The sequence below is a fragment of the Glaciecola sp. HTCC2999 genome (assembly GCF_000155775.1).
GTDB lineage: Bacteria > Pseudomonadota > Gammaproteobacteria > Enterobacterales > Alteromonadaceae > Opacimonas.
Genome location: NZ_DS989812.1, coordinates 440,286 through 457,000, shown reverse-complemented (window position 1 = coordinate 457,000; position 16,715 = coordinate 440,286). Strand labels below are relative to the sequence as shown.

Sequence of the window (16,715 nt, the reverse complement as noted above, 5' to 3'; positions counted from 1 at the left end):
CACATACATTCAACACAACATCTATAACAGGATAATCAAACCTATGCGTGCATATAAAAAAGCATCATTAGCACTTGCTGTGTCATCAATTTTAGCCAGCTATTCAGCTTTCGCCCAAGATGAAACTTCATCTGATAAAGGCCTTGAAACAATTACTGTTACAGCGCAGAAACGTACTCAAACGCTTCAAGAGGTACCAATCTCAATTGCGACTCTTAACGGTGAACGCTTTGAAAGTTTATTTTCAGGTGGCGATGACATATTAACTTTAGCGACACGAGTTCCTGGCTTATATGCAGAAAGCTCAAACGGTCGTGTTGCCCCACGTTTTTACATGCGTGGTTTAGGTAATACTGATTTTGATTTAGCCGCATCACAACCCGTTTCTGTCGTCATGGATAATGTCGTGATGGAAAATGTTGTGTTAAAAAGTTTTCCATTATTTGATGTCGAACAAGTAGAAGTTATTCGTGGCCCACAAGGCACTTTATTTGGTCGTAATACGACTGCTGGGATTGTGAAATTTGATTCTGTCAAACCATCAGACGAATTTGATGCATATGTGAAGTTTGGTGTGGCTAGTTTCGGGACACAAAACATTGAAGCGGCTGTCGGTGGCGGTTTAACCGATGAGCTCAGTGCACGTGTTTCAGTACTGTCACAAACGCGTGATGATTACATCAACAATGCCTTCTCAGGTCAAAACGATGCCTTAGGTGGCTATGACGAAAAAGCCTATCGTATGCAGTTGTTATATACGCCAAGCGATGACTTATCAGTGCTACTAAACGTGCATGGTCGTGATTTAGATGGCACTGCTTCGGTCTTTAGAGCAAACGCCTTGTCTCGTGGAAGCAATCAATTAAACGATTCTTATGATCGTGAAACGGTTTATTATGATGCCAACCTATTAGGTAATGGCTTTGATAATAATCCACAAAAATACGAAGGTTTCGGTAGCAGCCTAACAATCGAATACGACATGGGCGATATCAGCTTCACCTCAATCACTGCACTAGAAACGGCGGAAGGTTTCTCATTAGGTGATGTTGATGGTGGTGCGTCAGTCGATCCAGCACGTGATATCAATGGCGACGGTACTGACGAGACATCCTATCCAGGTTTTATTCCATTTACCGCAGTCACTCAAGATTTATTAAACGATTTAGAGCAGTTAACTCAAGAAATACGTTGGGCAAGTAACTATGATGGCGCACTTAATTGGCAAGCCGGTGCATATTATTTTGACTCATCATTCAGTGTCACTAGTGTAGACGGTTTCTTTGGTGCATCAGAAGTGTTTCATGAAAACACCACATGGGCATTGTTTGGTCAATCTACCTATGAGTTAAACGAACGTTTAACCGTCACAGGTGGTGTGCGTTATACACATGATGAAAAATCCTTAGTCGTTGGTGAGCAAAATGTTGATGGCTTTGCTTTAGTCATCGGTGCTGCCAGTGTTCAAGATTATGACCCTATTAATGTTGATGATGGCAAACTCAGTTTTGAAGTATCTGGTAACTATAAAGTAGATAATAATACGACGTTGTTTGCCCGTTATGCTAATGGCTTCCGTGCTCAAACAATTCAAGCACGTGATGTCGCTTTTGAAGGTGCTCCTTCTGTTGCTGACGCAGAGACGATTGATTCTGTTGAAATCGGTTTTAAGTCAGACCTATTAGAAAACTCATTACGATTAAATGCTGCTGCATTCTACTACATCATTGATGATATTCAGTTTTCTGCTATTGGTGGTGGCGCGAATAACACAGCGTTAATTAATGCTGATAAAGGGACCGGTATTGGTTTTGAAATTGATGCGGAATATCTAGCGTCAGATTCTTTAGTGTTTACCGCAGGGTATAGTTATAACAAAACAGCGATTAAAGATCGTTCACTGTCAATATTCCCATGTGGTGCATCAGCTGAATTTGGTCCAAATTGTACCGTGAATGATGCGTTGACTGTGGATAACCGAGCGTTAATCGATGGTAACCCATTTCCACAAGCACCTGAAACTATCATGAATTTCACAGCGCGTTATTCAGTACCAGCGGGTGATAATGGTGAATATTTCTTCTTTACTGATTGGGCGTTCCAAGGTGAAACGAATATCTTCTTATATGACTCTGTAGAATTTAAAACAGATGATAATTTTGAAGGTGGACTACGCATTGGTTATGAAAATTTTGTTAATGATTTTTCTGTAGCTATGTTTGCACGTAATATTACCAATGAACAAAACCTGCGCGGTGGTATCGATTTTAATAACCTAACGGCCATTGTTAACGAACCACGTATTGTCGGTGTTGAATTTAAAGCGTCCTTTTATTAAGACTGGCTAGCGTTCGTTTCGGTTTATCAACTGTAGTTGTTAGCCACTGATAATAAAACGACATAAAAAAACGGTGTTGAGGATAACCTTAACACCGTTTTTTATTGGCTAATATTCAGTAGTGAACTTAAGCCGCTAATTCCTTACTTTATGCCTCTAATGCTTTAGATTCGGTCTCTAAAGCTGCTTTTTCTAAATCTCGTTTTGCACGATATGTCTTTGAAAAGACCGCTTTAATATCATCTAATATCATATACAAAGACGGTACAAGTAACAGTGTGATGACGGTTGCGAATAAGATCCCAAACGCTAATGAAATTGCCATCGGTATGACAACTTGCGCTTGTAACGAACGTTCAAATACTATCGGCATCAACCCCATAAAAGTCGTCAATGACGTTAATATGATGGCTCTAAAACGTTCCGATCCAGCCTGAATAGCTGACTCAATCATACTTTTCCCCTCGGCGCGGGCACGATTCACAAAATCGACCATGATCAAGCTGTCGTTAACCACCACGCCTGATAAAGCAATGATCCCACAAATCGATAAAACGCTCACCGAATTGCCTAAAATCAGATGCCCCACGATCGCCCCAACAATGCCAAACGGAATGACTGACATGATAATTAAAGGTTGTGAATAAGATTTAAGCGGGATCGCCATTAAGGCATAGATAGCAAATAACGCAAACAAGAAACCTTGAGCCAGTGACACCAGCGCATCTTGCTGTTCTTTTGAGTTACCTTGTAACTTAAATGACACGTCTGGATATTGCTTAACGTATTGAGGGATCTCTTGGTTCATCACATCACGCAATATGGTATTGGGTTCAATAATGTCTGGATTCACCTTCGCTGTCACACTGATGAACGTTTCCATCCACACGATTAATTGAGGTATACCCTTGACCGACTTCAATATCAGCCACTTCTTGGAAAGGAATTTCATCACCATTTGCAGCTCGCACTCGCATCGTTTCTAGATTACCAATCGAGTTACGTTGCTCTTTCGGATAACGTACCATGACTTTAATCTCTTCATCATCACGCTGGATCCGTTGCGCCTCCGCGCCATAAAATCCATAGCGCACTTGTTGGGCTAAACTCGATAGACTCAGTCCTAATGCTTCACCAAGTGGTTTGATATTAATACGTATCTCATCACTTCCATTGGCAAAACTATCATTGATATCCGATACCCCTTCATACTGAGATAGAAAATCTTTTAATTCATCAGCGACAAATCGCATGTTATCAATGTTTTTACCACTGAACTCAAATGACAGGTCAGAACCACCACCAGGACCGCCTGGGGCACCAATATTAAAGGTCTTAACGCCCGGTATCTCTGGTACCTTATCACGCCAACGGTCGTATAATTCAATATCAGTGATTGAACGGTCTTCACCTTTTGATAACTCGACGAACACTTGGCCACCTAATGCACCTTGGCTAAATGCAATCGAGTGTTTCACTGCACCCTCGCCGGTTTCACGTTGCAGCTGCACATCCATATCATCTAAGGATTGCATCAATGTACGAATGGCTTTGTCCCGTTGAATCAACGATGAACCTTGCTCTAATTCTACATTTGCAAACATAAAATCAGATGGGATCGTAGGAAAAAATACAAACTTCACAATACCACCGGTGAATAGCCCAATGGTTAAAATAAAAATCCCAATAAATGTGGCAAGAGTGGTATAACGATTTTTAATCGCTTTTTTTAAGAAAGGCACATACTTAGTGTAAATAAATACTTTGATCCCTTCTGCAAAAAAATCTCGAAAACGTTGTAACGCATTTGCTTTTTTCGGATCGTATGGCGTGTTTTTCATATGCGCCAAATGCGCTGGTAAAATTAATTTTGATTCAATTAACGAGAATACTAAACAAACAATCACCACCCCACCAATGGTTTTCCATATAACCCCAAAAGTACCGGAAACCATCATCATAGGAGAAAAAGCAGCTATAGTCGTTAAGACACCAAACGTAGCAGGCATCGCAACTCGCTTAACCCCTTTAATTATATTATCAACAGAATGACCGTCTTTATCCATCGCAGTATATGCAGATTCCCCCATAATAATGGCGTCATCCACCACGATCCCAAGTACCAAGATAAAGCCAAAGAGGCTAATCATATTAATTGATACGCTTAAAAATTCCATTGGTAATACAGCCAGCGTGCCAAGAAAACAGACCGGTAGTCCCCAAATTACCCAAAATGCGAGTCTGATTTTCAAGAATAACGATAAGACAAGGAACACAAGCAATGCACCAAAGCCCATGTTTTCAAGCATCATGTTGAGACGGTCAGCTAAATAAAACGAACTATCTCCCCATGTATCGGCCTGAATATTTGGCGGAAAATCACCCCGCACACCGTCAAGATATTCATTCACCCGCTTAGATATCTCTAATGCATTTTGGTCGCCTACTGCTCGAACTTGAATACTGATAGCAGGTTTTCCGTCAAAATAAGCTAACGCATTATCTTCAACAAACCCATCGTTAATTGTCGCAATATCGCCTAATAATAAACGAGTACCATCTTGACGAGTGACCAGTACAATACTGGCAAAGTCATACGCATCATAGGCTTGGCCTTTGGCGCGCAATAAGATATCACCATTATCAGAACGAATTGAGCCCCCAGGAATATCAATAGAGGAACGACGCACAGCTGAGACCAACTCATTAAACGTCAAATTATATTTTTGTAAGTTCGCTTCAGAAATTTCAATGGAAATCTCATAAGGTCTATCACCTACCACTCTGACATCAGATACTCCCGGTAAATTAGCAATATCATCACGTAAGTTTTTAGAAAACTCTTTAAGTTCTTTTTCGGATGCATCGCCGTAAGATGAAATCCATAAGACATCCTGTGGTGCTTTGACGCGGTAGACAACTGGCTTTTCGGTATTAGCAGGGAATGAAGGAATTGCGTCGACTTGGACTTTGACCTCATCTAACAATAATTGTACGTCATAATCATCTTCAACTTCGATACTTAATGAGCCAAAACCTTCAACCGAACGCGATGTTAAACGTTTAATACCTTCTAAATCTTTTACCGCTTCTTCTAATTTTAAAACGACACCTTCTTCAACTTCCTGAGGAGCCGCGCCTAAATAAGGTACCTGTACTGAAATAACATTAAACTCAAACGTGGGAAAGACTTGCTTGTGAATAGTAAAAATACCAAATACTCCACCAAAGAGTAATATCCACATAAGTAAGTTGGCCGCAACATGATTACGCGCAAACCATGCAATAATGCCTTTATGCGTATCAATTTCTTGGGACATTATTCACTCTCCTCTTTCGTGGAAGTCATCGTTTTCGGTGGTTCATCACCTGGTAAGCGAACTTTCATACCATCATATGCGTTAGGTACTGCACTTACCGCAATGTTATCGCCCGCTTGTAAACCGGCACTTATGTAAATTTTTTCATCATCCGCACGTTGTACTTCTACATCTTTAATGAGTATTTCACGTTCATCCGTCACGGTAATAACCGTGCCGTCAAGTCGCACCAAATTACGAGGTAATACCACGATGTTTTCTGCTGAGGCACCGGTAATTTCTGCATTCACAAAACTGCCGAAACGTAATGTTTTATGTTGTGTGGCAGGATCACGTTGATAGGGATCCGATACTTCAGCGATGGCATAAATCACTCGACTTTGCATATTTATAACTCCCTCATCGCGAGTTAATTTCGCTAACCATTGTTCTGTTCTACCACCTACACGACCAGTAAGTAATACATTGCCAGCTTTACTAGCATCAAGATTAAGATAAGCCAAATCAGCATCAGTCAAAGGTAATCTCACTTCCGCTTTATCCGTCGCGGCAATGTTGGCAAGGACTGTTCCCATATTGACAAACTGACCAATATCCACATTTTTTTGTTGGACAATACCATCATAAGGAGCACGAATGACGGTGCGATCAAGATTTCGCTCAGCACGCTCCAAGTTAGCTTTAGCTGCTTGTAAAGACGCTTTTTCTCGCGCTAATTGAGGTTTACGTAAGCCAAGTTCAGGTGCCACTGTGCTGTTTATCGAACGCCACTCTTTTTCCGCCACTTTGCCTCTAGCAAGTTCTTCTTCGTAAGATGCTTGAGCTCGTGATACTTCAGCTTGCGCTAGTTTGACATCGGTAATTTTGTCTGCATTTTCCAAACGAACAAGCTCATCCCCTTTTTTGAACATCCCACCATTCACAAAAATATCGGATACCGCTTCAATACGCCCACTTACCTGAGCAGATAGTGCGCTTTCCACTTTTGCCATCACGTTACCTTGCGTTGTAACCGTATAAGTGACATCAGAGATACTAACTGGTTGCACTTCGACTAAGAACGTTTTTTCTACTAGTTCCTTTTTCTCAGGTTTAGGTTTGTTTAACGTCAATACAACCGCTACGACAATAGCAACAATTACAATAATTAATGGGATACCCGCTGAGCGTAAAGCTTTCATATAGATAAACTCTTTATTTTGGTTATAAAACATAATAATTTCGATTTTATGCGCTTTAGTGAAACGATGTAAGTCTTATATATCAGTTAGCATTACTGGATTGTTAGCAAATGTTTCAGCCTACACATCTATGTAATTTTATTACAAAAAAACTTGTTATCATCCGTGGATAGGGTATTATTGAGCAATAAATGCACGATTTATGTATTAAAGTTACACACATTAATTACAAGGATGGAAAACAATTATGCCTTTCAAGAAAACTTATTTAAAATCAAAACCAGAATGTAAAGTCACCTTCAAAATTACTGCAGAGCAAGCAGGCAATGCAGAGCAAGTGAAATTAATTGGAGAGTTTAATGATTGGGCAACAGATGTATCGCCAATGCGACGTTTAAAGTCAGGTGATTTTACCCAAACAATTAACTTACCGGCTAATAATAAATACGCTTTTCGTTATTTGATTAATGACACGACTTGGGAAAATGATTGGCAGGCCGATGAGTATACACCAAACGAACTTACGTTTGATGAAAACTCAGTTGTAGCAGTGTAGAACACAGCGTTCAGCCATAGATTATTACATACATAAAACCCCTAACAGCACTAAGCTATTAGGGGTTTATTTTATGATGTACTTGGCAAACTACCCTAAAGCGGCTTCAAGTTCAGGCAATATCTCAAATAAATCTCCTACAAGACCATAATCTGCCACCTGGAAAATAGGTGCTTCTTCGTCTTTATTTATCGCAACAATCACTCTTGAATCTTTCATTCCTGCTAAATGCTGGATTGCACCACTGATCCCAACTGCTATATATAATTGTGGCGCAACGATTTTACCTGTTTGTCCAACCTGCATGTCATTTGGCACAAAACCAGCATCAACTGCGGCTCGTGATGCACCAATAGCAGCACCTAGTTTATCAGCAATACCATTTAATAATGCAAAGTTATCCCCGTTTTGCATACCTCGCCCGCCAGAAATAATAACATCTGCAGCCGTTAATTCTGGACGCTCTGATTCGGTTAACTCTGCACTAACAAAGCTCGATAATCCTGCGTCATGTGAATTGGTTAAGACTTCAATAGGTGCATCATTTGTCAGTTCAGCAGCATCGAAGGATGAAGCACGGACAGTAATCACTTTTAAAGAGTCACTACTTTGCACAGTGGCAATAGCATTACCAGCATAAATTGGTCGAACATAGGTATCAGGTGATTCGACTGCTATAATATCTGAAATTTGTGCGACGTCTTTTAATGCTGCCACACGTGGCATGAAGTTTTTACCGGTAGTCGTGGCTGCCGCAATTATATGTGTGTAGTTATCTGCTAAAGCGACCACTAATTGGCATACATTTTCAGCTAATTGTTGCGCGTAACACTCAGCATCAGCAATTAACACACGTTTCACGCCAGCAATTTTCGCAGCCTGAGAGGCCACTTCGTTACACCCACTACCTGCCACTAATATATCGACTGCATCACCCAGTTGGCATGCTGCAAATACTAATTTTGCGGTTTCGGCTTTTAACTCTTGATTATCATGTTCTGCATAAACTAAAACACTCATGAGATCACCTTTGCTTCTGTTTTTAATTTTTCAACTAATTCGGCTACGTCAGCCACTTTAATACCACCATTACGTTGTGATGGAGCCGTTACTTTTAGTAAAGAAACGTTAGACTTCAAATTGACGCCAAGGCTGTCAGCTTCAATTGTCGCAACGGGCTTACGCTTCGCTTTCATAATATTAGGTAATGAAGCATAGCGTGGTTCATTTAAGCGTAAATCTGTTGTCACAACTGCAGGCAACGATAATGATACCGTTTGTAAACCGCCATCAATTTCTCGAGTAACTGCGATTTTACCATCAGCAACGGCTACTTCAGATGCAAACGTGCCCTGCCCCATACCTGATAATGCTGCAAGCATCTGACCGGTTTGATTATTATCAGAATCAATTGCCTGCTTTCCTAAAATAACTAAGTCAGGTGTTTCTTCGTCAACGACGGTTTTGAGTAATTTTGCGATTTGTAACGAATCTAAATCCGCATCAGTGTTAATATGTATACCGCGATCAGCACCTAGCGCGAGAGCGGTTCTGACCTGTTCAACACAAGCAACCGTGCCGATGGATACCACCACTATTTCTGTTGCACTTCCTGCTTCTTTTAAACGTACAGCCTCTTCCACTGCAATTTCACAAAATGGGTTAATTGACATTTTTACATTGGCTAAATCAACGTTTGATTCATCCGCTTTAACTTTTACTTTAACGTTGTAATCGATGGCCCGTTTTACAGGCACTAATATTTTCATAACCACCTCATGTGTATTGGATGCAAATATAATGTTAATGTAATATTACATTAAGAAGTTAACATACGTGACAACTTCAGTTAGATAAGTCACTATAATTTACACTGTAATTACCCCACAGATTATTTGTATTTTTTATATCTGTGTATCACTCATAATAAAAAGAGGTGAAAAGTGGAACGAGAATCCATGGAATTTGATGTTGTTATCGTCGGCGCAGGCCCATCAGGTCTATCTTCAGCCATAAAATTAATGCAACTAGCTCAAGCTCAAAATAAAGAACTCATGGTCTGTGTTGTAGAAAAAGGTTCTGAAGTCGGCGCTCATATTTTATCCGGAGCAGTATTAGAAACTAAAGCATTAGATGAATTATTACCTAACTGGAAGGAGCTAGACGCGCCAATTAATACACCTGTAACAAAAGATGAAATTTACTACTTAACCAGTCATGATAAAGGAATAAAACTACCTAATATTATGACGCCTAAAACCATGCATAATGAGGGTAATTACATTGTGTCCATGGCGAATGTCACAAGATGGCTAGCAACCCAAGCAGAACAATTAGGCGTTGAAATTTTCCCAGGTTTTGCTGCAGCAGAAACCATTATTGAAGAAGGATGTGTCAAAGGGGTCATCACCGGTGATATGGGAGTTGCTGAAGATGGCACACATAAAGACAGTTTCATGCCCGGTATGGAATTACGAGCTAAATACACTATCTTCGCTGAAGGGTGTCGTGGTCATCTAGGCAAAACGCTCATTGAACGCTTTGAGTTAGATAAAGATTCAACACCACAACATTATGCAATCGGATTTAAAGAAATTTGGGATATTGACCCAGCTAAGCATCAACCTGGACTGGTTATACATACCGCTGGCTGGCCTTTAAATGAAGCCACCGGTGGAAGTTACTTATACCACGCGGAAAATAATCAAGTGTTACTCGGTCTAATTGTCGACTTAAACTATACCAACCCGCACTTAAGCCCCTTTGATGAATTTCAACAACTTAAACACCACCCTACTATCAAACAATATTTAAGTGGTGGCACACGTGTAAGCTATGGCGCTCGAGCCATTGCCAAAGGTGGATATCATTCCATGCCCAAAATGACAATGCCAGGCGCGGTATTGGTGGGGTGTGAAGCCGGTACGTTAAATTTTGCTAAAATTAAAGGTAATCATACTGCCATGAAATCGGGCATGTTAGCAGCCGAAGTTATCTTTAATAATATAGACAATGAAGTTAGTGATTTAACTGATTTCACGACACTATTTAAATCCTCTTGGTTATATGATGAGCTCTACAGATCACGAAATTTTGGACCTGCGATTCATAAATGGGGAAATATTGTTGGAGGCGCATTTAATACATTGGATCAAAATATATTTAATGGCAAATTGCCAATTAATTTATTTGATAACGATGCTGACCATTCCCAGATGAAAAATGCTAGCGAATCACAACCAATAGAATATCCAAAATATGATAATGAAATTAGCTTTGATAAATTAAGCTCTGTGTTTTTATCAAATACTAATCATGAAGAAGATCAGCCCTGTCACTTGCGACTTAATGATCCCGAATTACCCCTCAAATTTAATTTGGTTAATTATAACGAACCCGCTCAAAGGTATTGTCCTGCTGGTGTTTATGAAATAATTGAAGATAGTTCGGGTAATCCTAAATTTAATATTAACTCTCAAAATTGTATTCACTGTAAAACATGCGATATTAAAGAACCGAGTCAAAATATTAATTGGATAGTACCAGAAGGCGCAGGAGGCCCCAATTATCCAAACATGTAAAATATATTTTAATTTAATTTGAATATTGCTTATACTTGTTTTGTTAGAGTACGTTTTATTTTAATTTTAAATCTAAAAGGAAATTACATGAGTGATTTTACTGCTATACTTTTGCATACACGCCGGTTACAAGGGGCAACTAAAGAATTGTCTCTTGAAGAGTTAAAAGATGCACAAGAAAAACTAGCAAGTGTGGTCGAAAAACGTGTTGAGTTACAAGCTGCTGAAGAAGCATCAAAAGCAGAAAAAGCGGCACAAATCGAGGCCATTAAACAACAAATGTTAGCAGCTGGATTAGATATCTCTGATTTTGCCCCTAACTTAGAAACGAGTAAATCCACTAAGTCACGCCGTCGTGGCGCTAAACGACCAATCAAATATAGTATTTCTGTTGATGGTGTTAGAACTGATTGGACGGGTATCGGTCGTATGCCGGTAGTGTTTAGTGAAGCCTTATCATCCGGTAAACAATTAGAAGATTTTAGCGTTTAATGTTGTGTCACAGTAAAATTACAGCTCATGATGAATCATCATCTTGGGCTGTATTAATTCATGGGTTATTTGGCAGTCACGATAACCTTAATCTCTTAGCAAAAACCCTTTCATCCACACTAAATATAATACAGCTTGATTTACCTGATCATGGTCAGTCTCCTCGAACGGAGAAGTTTGATTTCCCATATTATTGTCAGATGATTATGGACACATTAGCTCATCATGAAATCGAAAAAGCCCATTTTATTGGGCATTCTCTGGGTGGTAAAATGTGTATGTATATTGCTTTATCTCGTCCAGAAATGGTTGCATCGTTGACTGTAGCTGATATTGCACCTGTTAACTACCCTCATCGCCATCAAGCAGTTTTGCATGCACTTGAAAAAGTTGATTTGACCCAGGTTCAAAATAGAAATGACATAAAACAGCAATTTAATTCATTATTGGACGATGAGGGAACACAACAATTTTTATTGAAAAGTTTATATAAAAACGAACAAGGTAATTGGAGTTGGCGCTTTAACCACCGTTTACTGGCACGAGACTATGATAAATTAATCGCTTGGCCAGAACTGTCAACTCAATACTATGGCCCTACGTTATTTATTAAAGGACAAGATTCTGACTATATAGTGATGGAATATCAGTCCACGATACTCAGTTTATTTCCTCACGCTACATCAAAGATAATTAATGGTACTGGTCATTGGTTACATGCACAAAAACCACTGGTGTTTAATCGTATTGTAGAAAATTTTGTAAATTCATCTATGTAATAGTTTGACATAGGACAAACAACTTTACACTTCTCAAATACAACGGATGCGAACTCGTTGATGGCTATGGTATAATGCTGAAAGAATTTACAGATATTAAATAGTCATGCTGACAGAACATTACGAACTCATCGAATCTATAGCACTTAATCTAGGCTTGTTTATACTATTTGTGTTAATGGGATATGCTATACACGATGTATTAAGTAAAAATGATGTACCACGCTATGGTAGGTTTGTTGCGTATGGTGTATTACTTTTAGGGGCTATGGGGTTTGTAGCTAAAGGTATTATCCAAATTTTCTGGCAGTCTAACGGCATAAATTAATTTATTGAGGTATTGAAATGGCAAGTGTGGGTTTATTTTTTGGTAGCGATACAGGTAACACTGAACACATCGCGAAAATGATCCAAAAACAACTAGGTAAAACATTAATCGATGTCCATGACATCGCAAAAAGCACTAAAGAAGAAATTGCTGAATTTGATTTACTAATGTTTGGTATACCGACTTGGTACTATGGCGAAGCTCAATGCGATTGGGATGACTTTTTCCCAGAGTTAGAAGAAATAGATTTTAATGATAAATTGGTCGCTATCTTTGGCTGTGGTGATCAAGAAGATTATGCCGAATATTTCCTCGATGCTATGGGTATGGTTAGAGATATTGTCGAAGCTCGCGGAGCAATTTTGATTGGTAAATGGTCTACTGAAGGATATGACTTTGAAGCCTCTAAAGGAATGGCTGATGATGAACATTTTGTGGGATTAGGTATTGATGAAGACCGCCAGCCAGAGTTAACCGAAGCACGAGTCAATGCTTGGTGTAGTCAAATCCAAGAAGAAATGTGTTTAGCGGAACTTTCATAAACATAATTATAGCACTTAGCTTTTATTACTTTACACATCACTTCCAAGTGGTATTACTCCCCTTTTGTAAAGTATTTGATAAAAGGGGCTGATTCTTTATCAGTCCCATATTATACTGTACTCATCTTTTGACACCGCGGATGAATAAGAATAATTATGGACCAGAACAAAGAATTAAAAAAAGCGGGCTTAAAAGTCACCTTACCACGTTTAAAAATCCTAGAGATTTTACAACAACCCAATAATCAGCATATCAGCGCTGAAGATGTATATAAAATTCTCCTAGACCATGATGAAGATATTGGTTTAGCAACGGTTTATCGTGTATTAAACCAATTTGATGATGCTGGTATTTTAATTCGTCATCATTTTGAAGGCGGTAAATCGGTCTTTGAAATTAGCCACAAAGAACATCATGATCATTTAGTGTGCTTACGTTGTGGTAAAGTCGTGGAATTTGAAGATCCTATTATTGAACGACGCCAAGAAGAAGTTGCAGAACAAAATAACATGAAACTCACCCACCATTCATTATATATGTACGGTGAGTGTAACGACCCAAATTGTGATGAAGATTAGTAGTTAACTAATCTTTATTATGTATTCAATGTTGTTATTGTTTAAATCCATCTTTTAAATGTATATCGATGGCATACAAGATATTAGACCTATTAATGGTACCTAATAATTCCCCGTTGTCATTAATCACAGGGTAAAGCTTATAACGCTCTTTAATGAAACGCTGAGTAAGCTCTAAAATAGAGTCATTCGGATTCACTGGATGCACTTCGTGAGACATAATTTCATACACGGTCGCCACTTGTTGACGATAATATGTCGATTCAAGCATTTGCATCAAGCAATCCTGCTCTGATAAAAAACCAATTAACTTACCTTTATCATCAATTACAGGCCCACCTGATTGTTTACTGGCTAGTAATAATTCAACTGCTTCAGCAACTGGCATATTGGGTTTGAACCTTACTGGATGTTTATTTATATAATCAACGACTTTTAAAGATTCCATAGACTGTTCTCCAAGCATTAGTAATTGATGACTATGTAGGGTTAAAGTAGTCATATATATTAATATAGAAGGTATTTGAAATAATGACTAGTATTATTTAATACATAAAGGAAATCAGCAGTGTAAATGACTTATTTCATCAATATTGTGATTGATACAATGTGAAATTCACAATGGCTTGTTCAATCGATATTTGATTAAAATGAAAATGCTTTGTTGCAGGTATTTGTGCTAATTGAGCCAGCGCATAATCAGGCACGGTACCAATAACAGGATACCCCCCATGAGTTTGTCGGTCCGGCCCCATAACAATTGGCTGGCCATCGGGTGGAATTTGAATCACACCTAACGCAAGTGCTTGTGAGGCAGTTTGTTTTGGCGCAGGAATAGGTTCATCACATATCAAACGTAGACCCATTCGATCTGCTTTGTTACTCACTTGCATAGTTTGCTCGGTCAATAAATAACGTGCATGCAGACTGAAATGTTGATATTGATAATTAGGGACAAAATCAATCTTGCTGCTCTGAAGTGAAACTGAATAACGTGCTGTCTGGTATGGTGTTATAGCGTTGGTTGGATTCATACCAAAATGTGGTTTTTCGAATATTGCATCCACATGAAATATATCACCGGTAATCATTGGTTTACCATTCGCTACCCCACCAAAGCGTTCACGATATACGCCACAGATTGAATCAAAATAACGCATGCATGACAGACGTGCTTTGAGTCCTATAATTAATTTTGTCCCTGGTGCCAACTCTTTTATACGTAATGGTTGTCCAGGTTTAACTAGGAGTGGTTGATTCATCGACACATACTGCTCATCGATACTCACCTGGGCCTCTTCTCCACACACAGTTATCCACATAGGTTGGTGGATCAGAAATTCACAGTCCCCAGAAATTTCCATTGCCACCAGTTGTGATTGTTGTAGGACTTTACTCGCGTGATAGTATTGATGAACTAGCAATGGCCCTGACTGAGTCACACCACTTAATCCGCTCATTGAACGACCTTGATCAACGATAAAAATGGGATGTTGAGTTAAGCGACATTCAATCATGCTATCAGATACTTTTTATTGCAAAAAACTGAACTGTATCACCACTTTGAAATGTCGCAGAGGGAGACTGTCGAATATCAAATAGAACATGCTCAGTGGTGCCTAAAATATGCCAGCCACCGGGACTAGATTCAGGGTATATACCACAATACGTTTCTGCGATAGCAACCGCACCCTTCGGCACTTTTAAACGTGGAGTGGAGAGTCGCGGTAGCTGTAAATGTTGAGGTAAACCCGACATATAAGGAAAACCAGGCATAAAACCATTTAATATCACCGTAAAAGTCAAACTACAAAATTGTTCAATCAATTGCTTCACTGAACACTGTGTCTTATCTGCCACAGCTTGTAAATCATATTCATCACTGAATGACATGCCAATTTGATGGTGTGAAGCGGATATGACTAATGAGGGATCCTCGGCATGAGAATATCTTGAGGTGATTATACTGTTAATGATTTGTTTGGCGGTATTGATATCATCCAAATGTCTGACCTTATTAGGCTCAAAATGAACGAGTGTTTCATTAAATCCAACTACAATATTAGTTAATCTGGTTCCAAACACGCGTTGCAATTCGTTAATCATCACGCAAAAGATGTGCGCTACCGACTTATTTTTATCCGCTGACGAATGATTCAAGCTAAACATCATCGTCGTGGGATTTACCCACTGTACCTCAAGAGGTAGGTTATTGTTCACCATAGTAAATTGTGAGTCGGTCATATTTATTAGCATTCTACATAAGTTGAGTAATGGCTTTTACAAGTTTGACAGCCGCAGGTGTATCAGAATGCACACATAAGGTATCAGCATTTAATACCAGAGATTGCCCACTAATTGTGGTAACAGATTGATGTTGGAGTAATTGGGATACTTGTGCCAATGCTGCTTTCTCACTAAGTACCGCACCAGGTTGAGTACGAGGTGCCAGCGTTCCATCATCCAAATAAGCACGATCTGCAAATACTTCAAACCAAATTGTCAAACCGTATTGGTCAGCATCTTTTACTAATAATGATGGATCACAGGTAGCGGGTAATACAATCGGTAAATCTAAGGCCATAGATTGCATCGCTTTAAAGGTTGCATGTCTTACTTCGTTATTTTTTACAATATCATGATACCAGGCGCCATGAGGTTTAACGTAATCACACGAAGTACCTGCAAACTCACACATTGAACGCAACATACCGACTTGGTAATGCAGTAAAGCAACCAGCTCATCGCTCGTTAATGCCATATGTCGTCGGCCAAATCCTTGTCTATCGGGGTAACTCGGATGAGCACCAATAGTAACATTATGCTGGGTGGCTAATTGAATAGCACGTTGGATATGAACGGGATCACCGCCATGAAAACCACAGGCGATATTAGCTAAATCAAGATGCGGCATGACACCTTTATCGACTGGCATCGTATACGCCCCAAAACTTTCGCCCAGATCACAATTTAATTTCATTATTACGCCTTTATCTATCAATGCTGTATGATAGTAATA

At 39.3% G+C, this 16,715-nt stretch carries 15 protein-coding genes and 1 pseudogene; 8 read left to right on the top strand and 8 right to left on the bottom strand.

All coding sequences use genetic code 11. From position 1 onward, the window contains the following. Positions 1-43: 43 nt before the first annotated feature. Positions 44-2,338, top strand: a complete 2,295-nt coding sequence (locus tag G2999_RS08365; protein WP_010180643.1) for a TonB-dependent receptor — start codon at positions 44-46, stop codon at positions 2,336-2,338. A 148-nt stretch (positions 2,339-2,486) separates the two neighbouring features. Here G2999_RS08365 and G2999_RS12245 read toward each other — a convergent pair. Both G2999_RS12245 and G2999_RS08355 read right to left on the bottom strand, forming a co-directional pair. After that, positions 2,487-5,658 (bottom strand): annotated as a pseudogene (locus tag G2999_RS12245) (efflux RND transporter permease subunit). Continuing rightward, positions 5,658-6,839 carry an efflux RND transporter periplasmic adaptor subunit gene (locus G2999_RS08355; RefSeq protein WP_034955659.1) on the bottom strand — a complete coding sequence of 394 codons (1,182 nt, stop codon included), beginning with the start codon at positions 6,837-6,839 and terminating at the stop codon, positions 5,658-5,660. Before G2999_RS08355 ends, G2999_RS12245 begins: the two are co-directional and overlap by 1 nt. Positions 6,840-7,086: 247 nt before the next feature. Between G2999_RS08355 and G2999_RS08350 the strand changes: the two genes are divergently transcribed. After that, entirely contained in the window at positions 7,087-7,395 is a 309-nt protein-coding gene (locus G2999_RS08350) for an isoamylase early set domain-containing protein (protein WP_010180634.1), read from the top strand. A 90-nt stretch (positions 7,396-7,485) separates the two neighbouring features. On the opposite strand, the gene G2999_RS08345 is transcribed toward G2999_RS08350, so the two are convergent. Then, positions 7,486-8,415 (bottom strand): electron transfer flavoprotein subunit alpha/FixB family protein, encoded by a 930-nt coding sequence (locus tag G2999_RS08345; protein ID WP_010180633.1) that lies wholly within the window; start codon positions 8,413-8,415, stop codon positions 7,486-7,488. Next, positions 8,412-9,164, bottom strand: a complete 753-nt coding sequence (locus G2999_RS08340) for an electron transfer flavoprotein subunit beta/FixA family protein (RefSeq protein ID WP_010180631.1) — start codon at positions 9,162-9,164, stop codon at positions 8,412-8,414. The genes G2999_RS08345 and G2999_RS08340 overlap by 4 nt, the downstream gene beginning before the upstream one ends. A gap of 174 nt (positions 9,165-9,338) precedes the next feature. On the opposite strand from G2999_RS08340, the gene G2999_RS08335 reads away from it, so the two are divergent. The 6 genes from G2999_RS08335 (at position 9,339) to fur (ending at position 13,696) form a co-directional block, all read left to right on the top strand. Continuing rightward, the gene (locus G2999_RS08335) at positions 9,339-10,976 is read left to right on the top strand and encodes an electron transfer flavoprotein-ubiquinone oxidoreductase (RefSeq protein WP_010180629.1); all 1,638 of its coding nucleotides are present in this window, start codon (positions 9,339-9,341) and stop codon (positions 10,974-10,976) included. An 87-nt stretch (positions 10,977-11,063) separates the two neighbouring features. Then, complete coding sequence (locus tag G2999_RS08330; RefSeq protein WP_010180627.1) at positions 11,064-11,468, top strand: H-NS family nucleoid-associated regulatory protein; 405 nt, start codon at positions 11,064-11,066, stop codon at positions 11,466-11,468. After that, a complete protein-coding gene (locus G2999_RS08325; RefSeq protein ID WP_010180625.1) occupies positions 11,468-12,247 on the top strand; it encodes an alpha/beta fold hydrolase in 780 nt (259 codons plus the stop codon). The genes G2999_RS08330 and G2999_RS08325 overlap by 1 nt, the downstream gene beginning before the upstream one ends. 106 nt (positions 12,248-12,353) lie before the next feature. Next, positions 12,354-12,575 carry a DUF2788 domain-containing protein gene (locus tag G2999_RS08320; protein WP_010180623.1) on the top strand — a complete coding sequence of 74 codons (222 nt, stop codon included), beginning with the start codon at positions 12,354-12,356 and terminating at the stop codon, positions 12,573-12,575. Between the two features lie 17 nt (positions 12,576-12,592). Beyond that, a complete protein-coding gene (gene fldA, locus G2999_RS08315; RefSeq protein ID WP_010180620.1) occupies positions 12,593-13,117 on the top strand; it encodes a flavodoxin FldA in 525 nt (174 codons plus the stop codon). 156 nt (positions 13,118-13,273) lie between these two features. Next, positions 13,274-13,696, top strand: a complete 423-nt coding sequence (gene fur, locus G2999_RS08310) for a ferric iron uptake transcriptional regulator (RefSeq protein ID WP_010180619.1) — start codon at positions 13,274-13,276, stop codon at positions 13,694-13,696. Between the two features lie 34 nt (positions 13,697-13,730). On the opposite strand, the gene G2999_RS08305 is transcribed toward fur, so the two are convergent. The 4 genes from G2999_RS08305 to G2999_RS08290 form a co-directional block, all read right to left on the bottom strand. Beyond that, positions 13,731-14,144: a CBS domain-containing protein gene (locus tag G2999_RS08305; protein WP_010180616.1), complete on the bottom strand. Its 414-nt coding sequence runs from the start codon at positions 14,142-14,144 to the stop codon at positions 13,731-13,733. 139 nt (positions 14,145-14,283) lie between these two features. Further along, entirely contained in the window at positions 14,284-15,213 is a 930-nt protein-coding gene (locus G2999_RS08300; protein WP_010180614.1) for a carboxylase, read from the bottom strand. Between the two features lie 4 nt (positions 15,214-15,217). Beyond that, positions 15,218-15,940, bottom strand: a complete 723-nt coding sequence (locus tag G2999_RS12695) for an allophanate hydrolase subunit 1 (RefSeq protein ID WP_010180613.1) — start codon at positions 15,938-15,940, stop codon at positions 15,218-15,220. Between the two features lie 13 nt (positions 15,941-15,953). Further along, positions 15,954-16,676: a 5-oxoprolinase subunit PxpA gene (locus G2999_RS08290; protein WP_010180611.1), complete on the bottom strand. Its 723-nt coding sequence runs from the start codon at positions 16,674-16,676 to the stop codon at positions 15,954-15,956. Between the last annotated feature and the right edge of the window lie 39 nt (positions 16,677-16,715).

What these genes read in the sequence shown, in the direction of transcription:
- G2999_RS08365 (WP_010180643.1), top strand. Translation starts at nt 44, where the DNA reads ATGCGTGCATATAAAAAAGCATCATTAGCACTTGCTGTGTCATCAATT.
- G2999_RS08355 (WP_034955659.1), bottom strand. Translation starts at nt 6,839, where the DNA reads ATGAAAGCTTTACGCTCAGCGGGTATCCCATTAATTATTGTAATTGTT.
- G2999_RS08350 (WP_010180634.1), top strand. Translation starts at nt 7,087, where the DNA reads ATGCCTTTCAAGAAAACTTATTTAAAATCAAAACCAGAATGTAAAGTC.
- G2999_RS08345 (WP_010180633.1), bottom strand. Translation starts at nt 8,415, where the DNA reads ATGAGTGTTTTAGTTTATGCAGAACATGATAATCAAGAGTTAAAAGCC.
- G2999_RS08340 (WP_010180631.1), bottom strand. Translation starts at nt 9,164, where the DNA reads ATGAAAATATTAGTGCCTGTAAAACGGGCCATCGATTACAACGTTAAA.
- G2999_RS08330 (WP_010180627.1), top strand. Translation starts at nt 11,064, where the DNA reads ATGAGTGATTTTACTGCTATACTTTTGCATACACGCCGGTTACAAGGG.
- G2999_RS08325 (WP_010180625.1), top strand. Translation starts at nt 11,468, where the DNA reads ATGTTGTGTCACAGTAAAATTACAGCTCATGATGAATCATCATCTTGG.
- G2999_RS08320 (WP_010180623.1), top strand. Translation starts at nt 12,354, where the DNA reads ATGCTGACAGAACATTACGAACTCATCGAATCTATAGCACTTAATCTA.
- fldA (WP_010180620.1), top strand. Translation starts at nt 12,593, where the DNA reads ATGGCAAGTGTGGGTTTATTTTTTGGTAGCGATACAGGTAACACTGAA.
- fur (WP_010180619.1), top strand. Translation starts at nt 13,274, where the DNA reads ATGGACCAGAACAAAGAATTAAAAAAAGCGGGCTTAAAAGTCACCTTA.
- G2999_RS08305 (WP_010180616.1), bottom strand. Translation starts at nt 14,144, where the DNA reads ATGGAATCTTTAAAAGTCGTTGATTATATAAATAAACATCCAGTAAGG.
- G2999_RS08300 (WP_010180614.1), bottom strand. Translation starts at nt 15,213, where the DNA reads ATGATTGAATGTCGCTTAACTCAACATCCCATTTTTATCGTTGATCAA.
- G2999_RS12695 (WP_010180613.1), bottom strand. Translation starts at nt 15,940, where the DNA reads ATGACCGACTCACAATTTACTATGGTGAACAATAACCTACCTCTTGAG.
- G2999_RS08290 (WP_010180611.1), bottom strand. Translation starts at nt 16,676, where the DNA reads ATGAAATTAAATTGTGATCTGGGCGAAAGTTTTGGGGCGTATACGATG.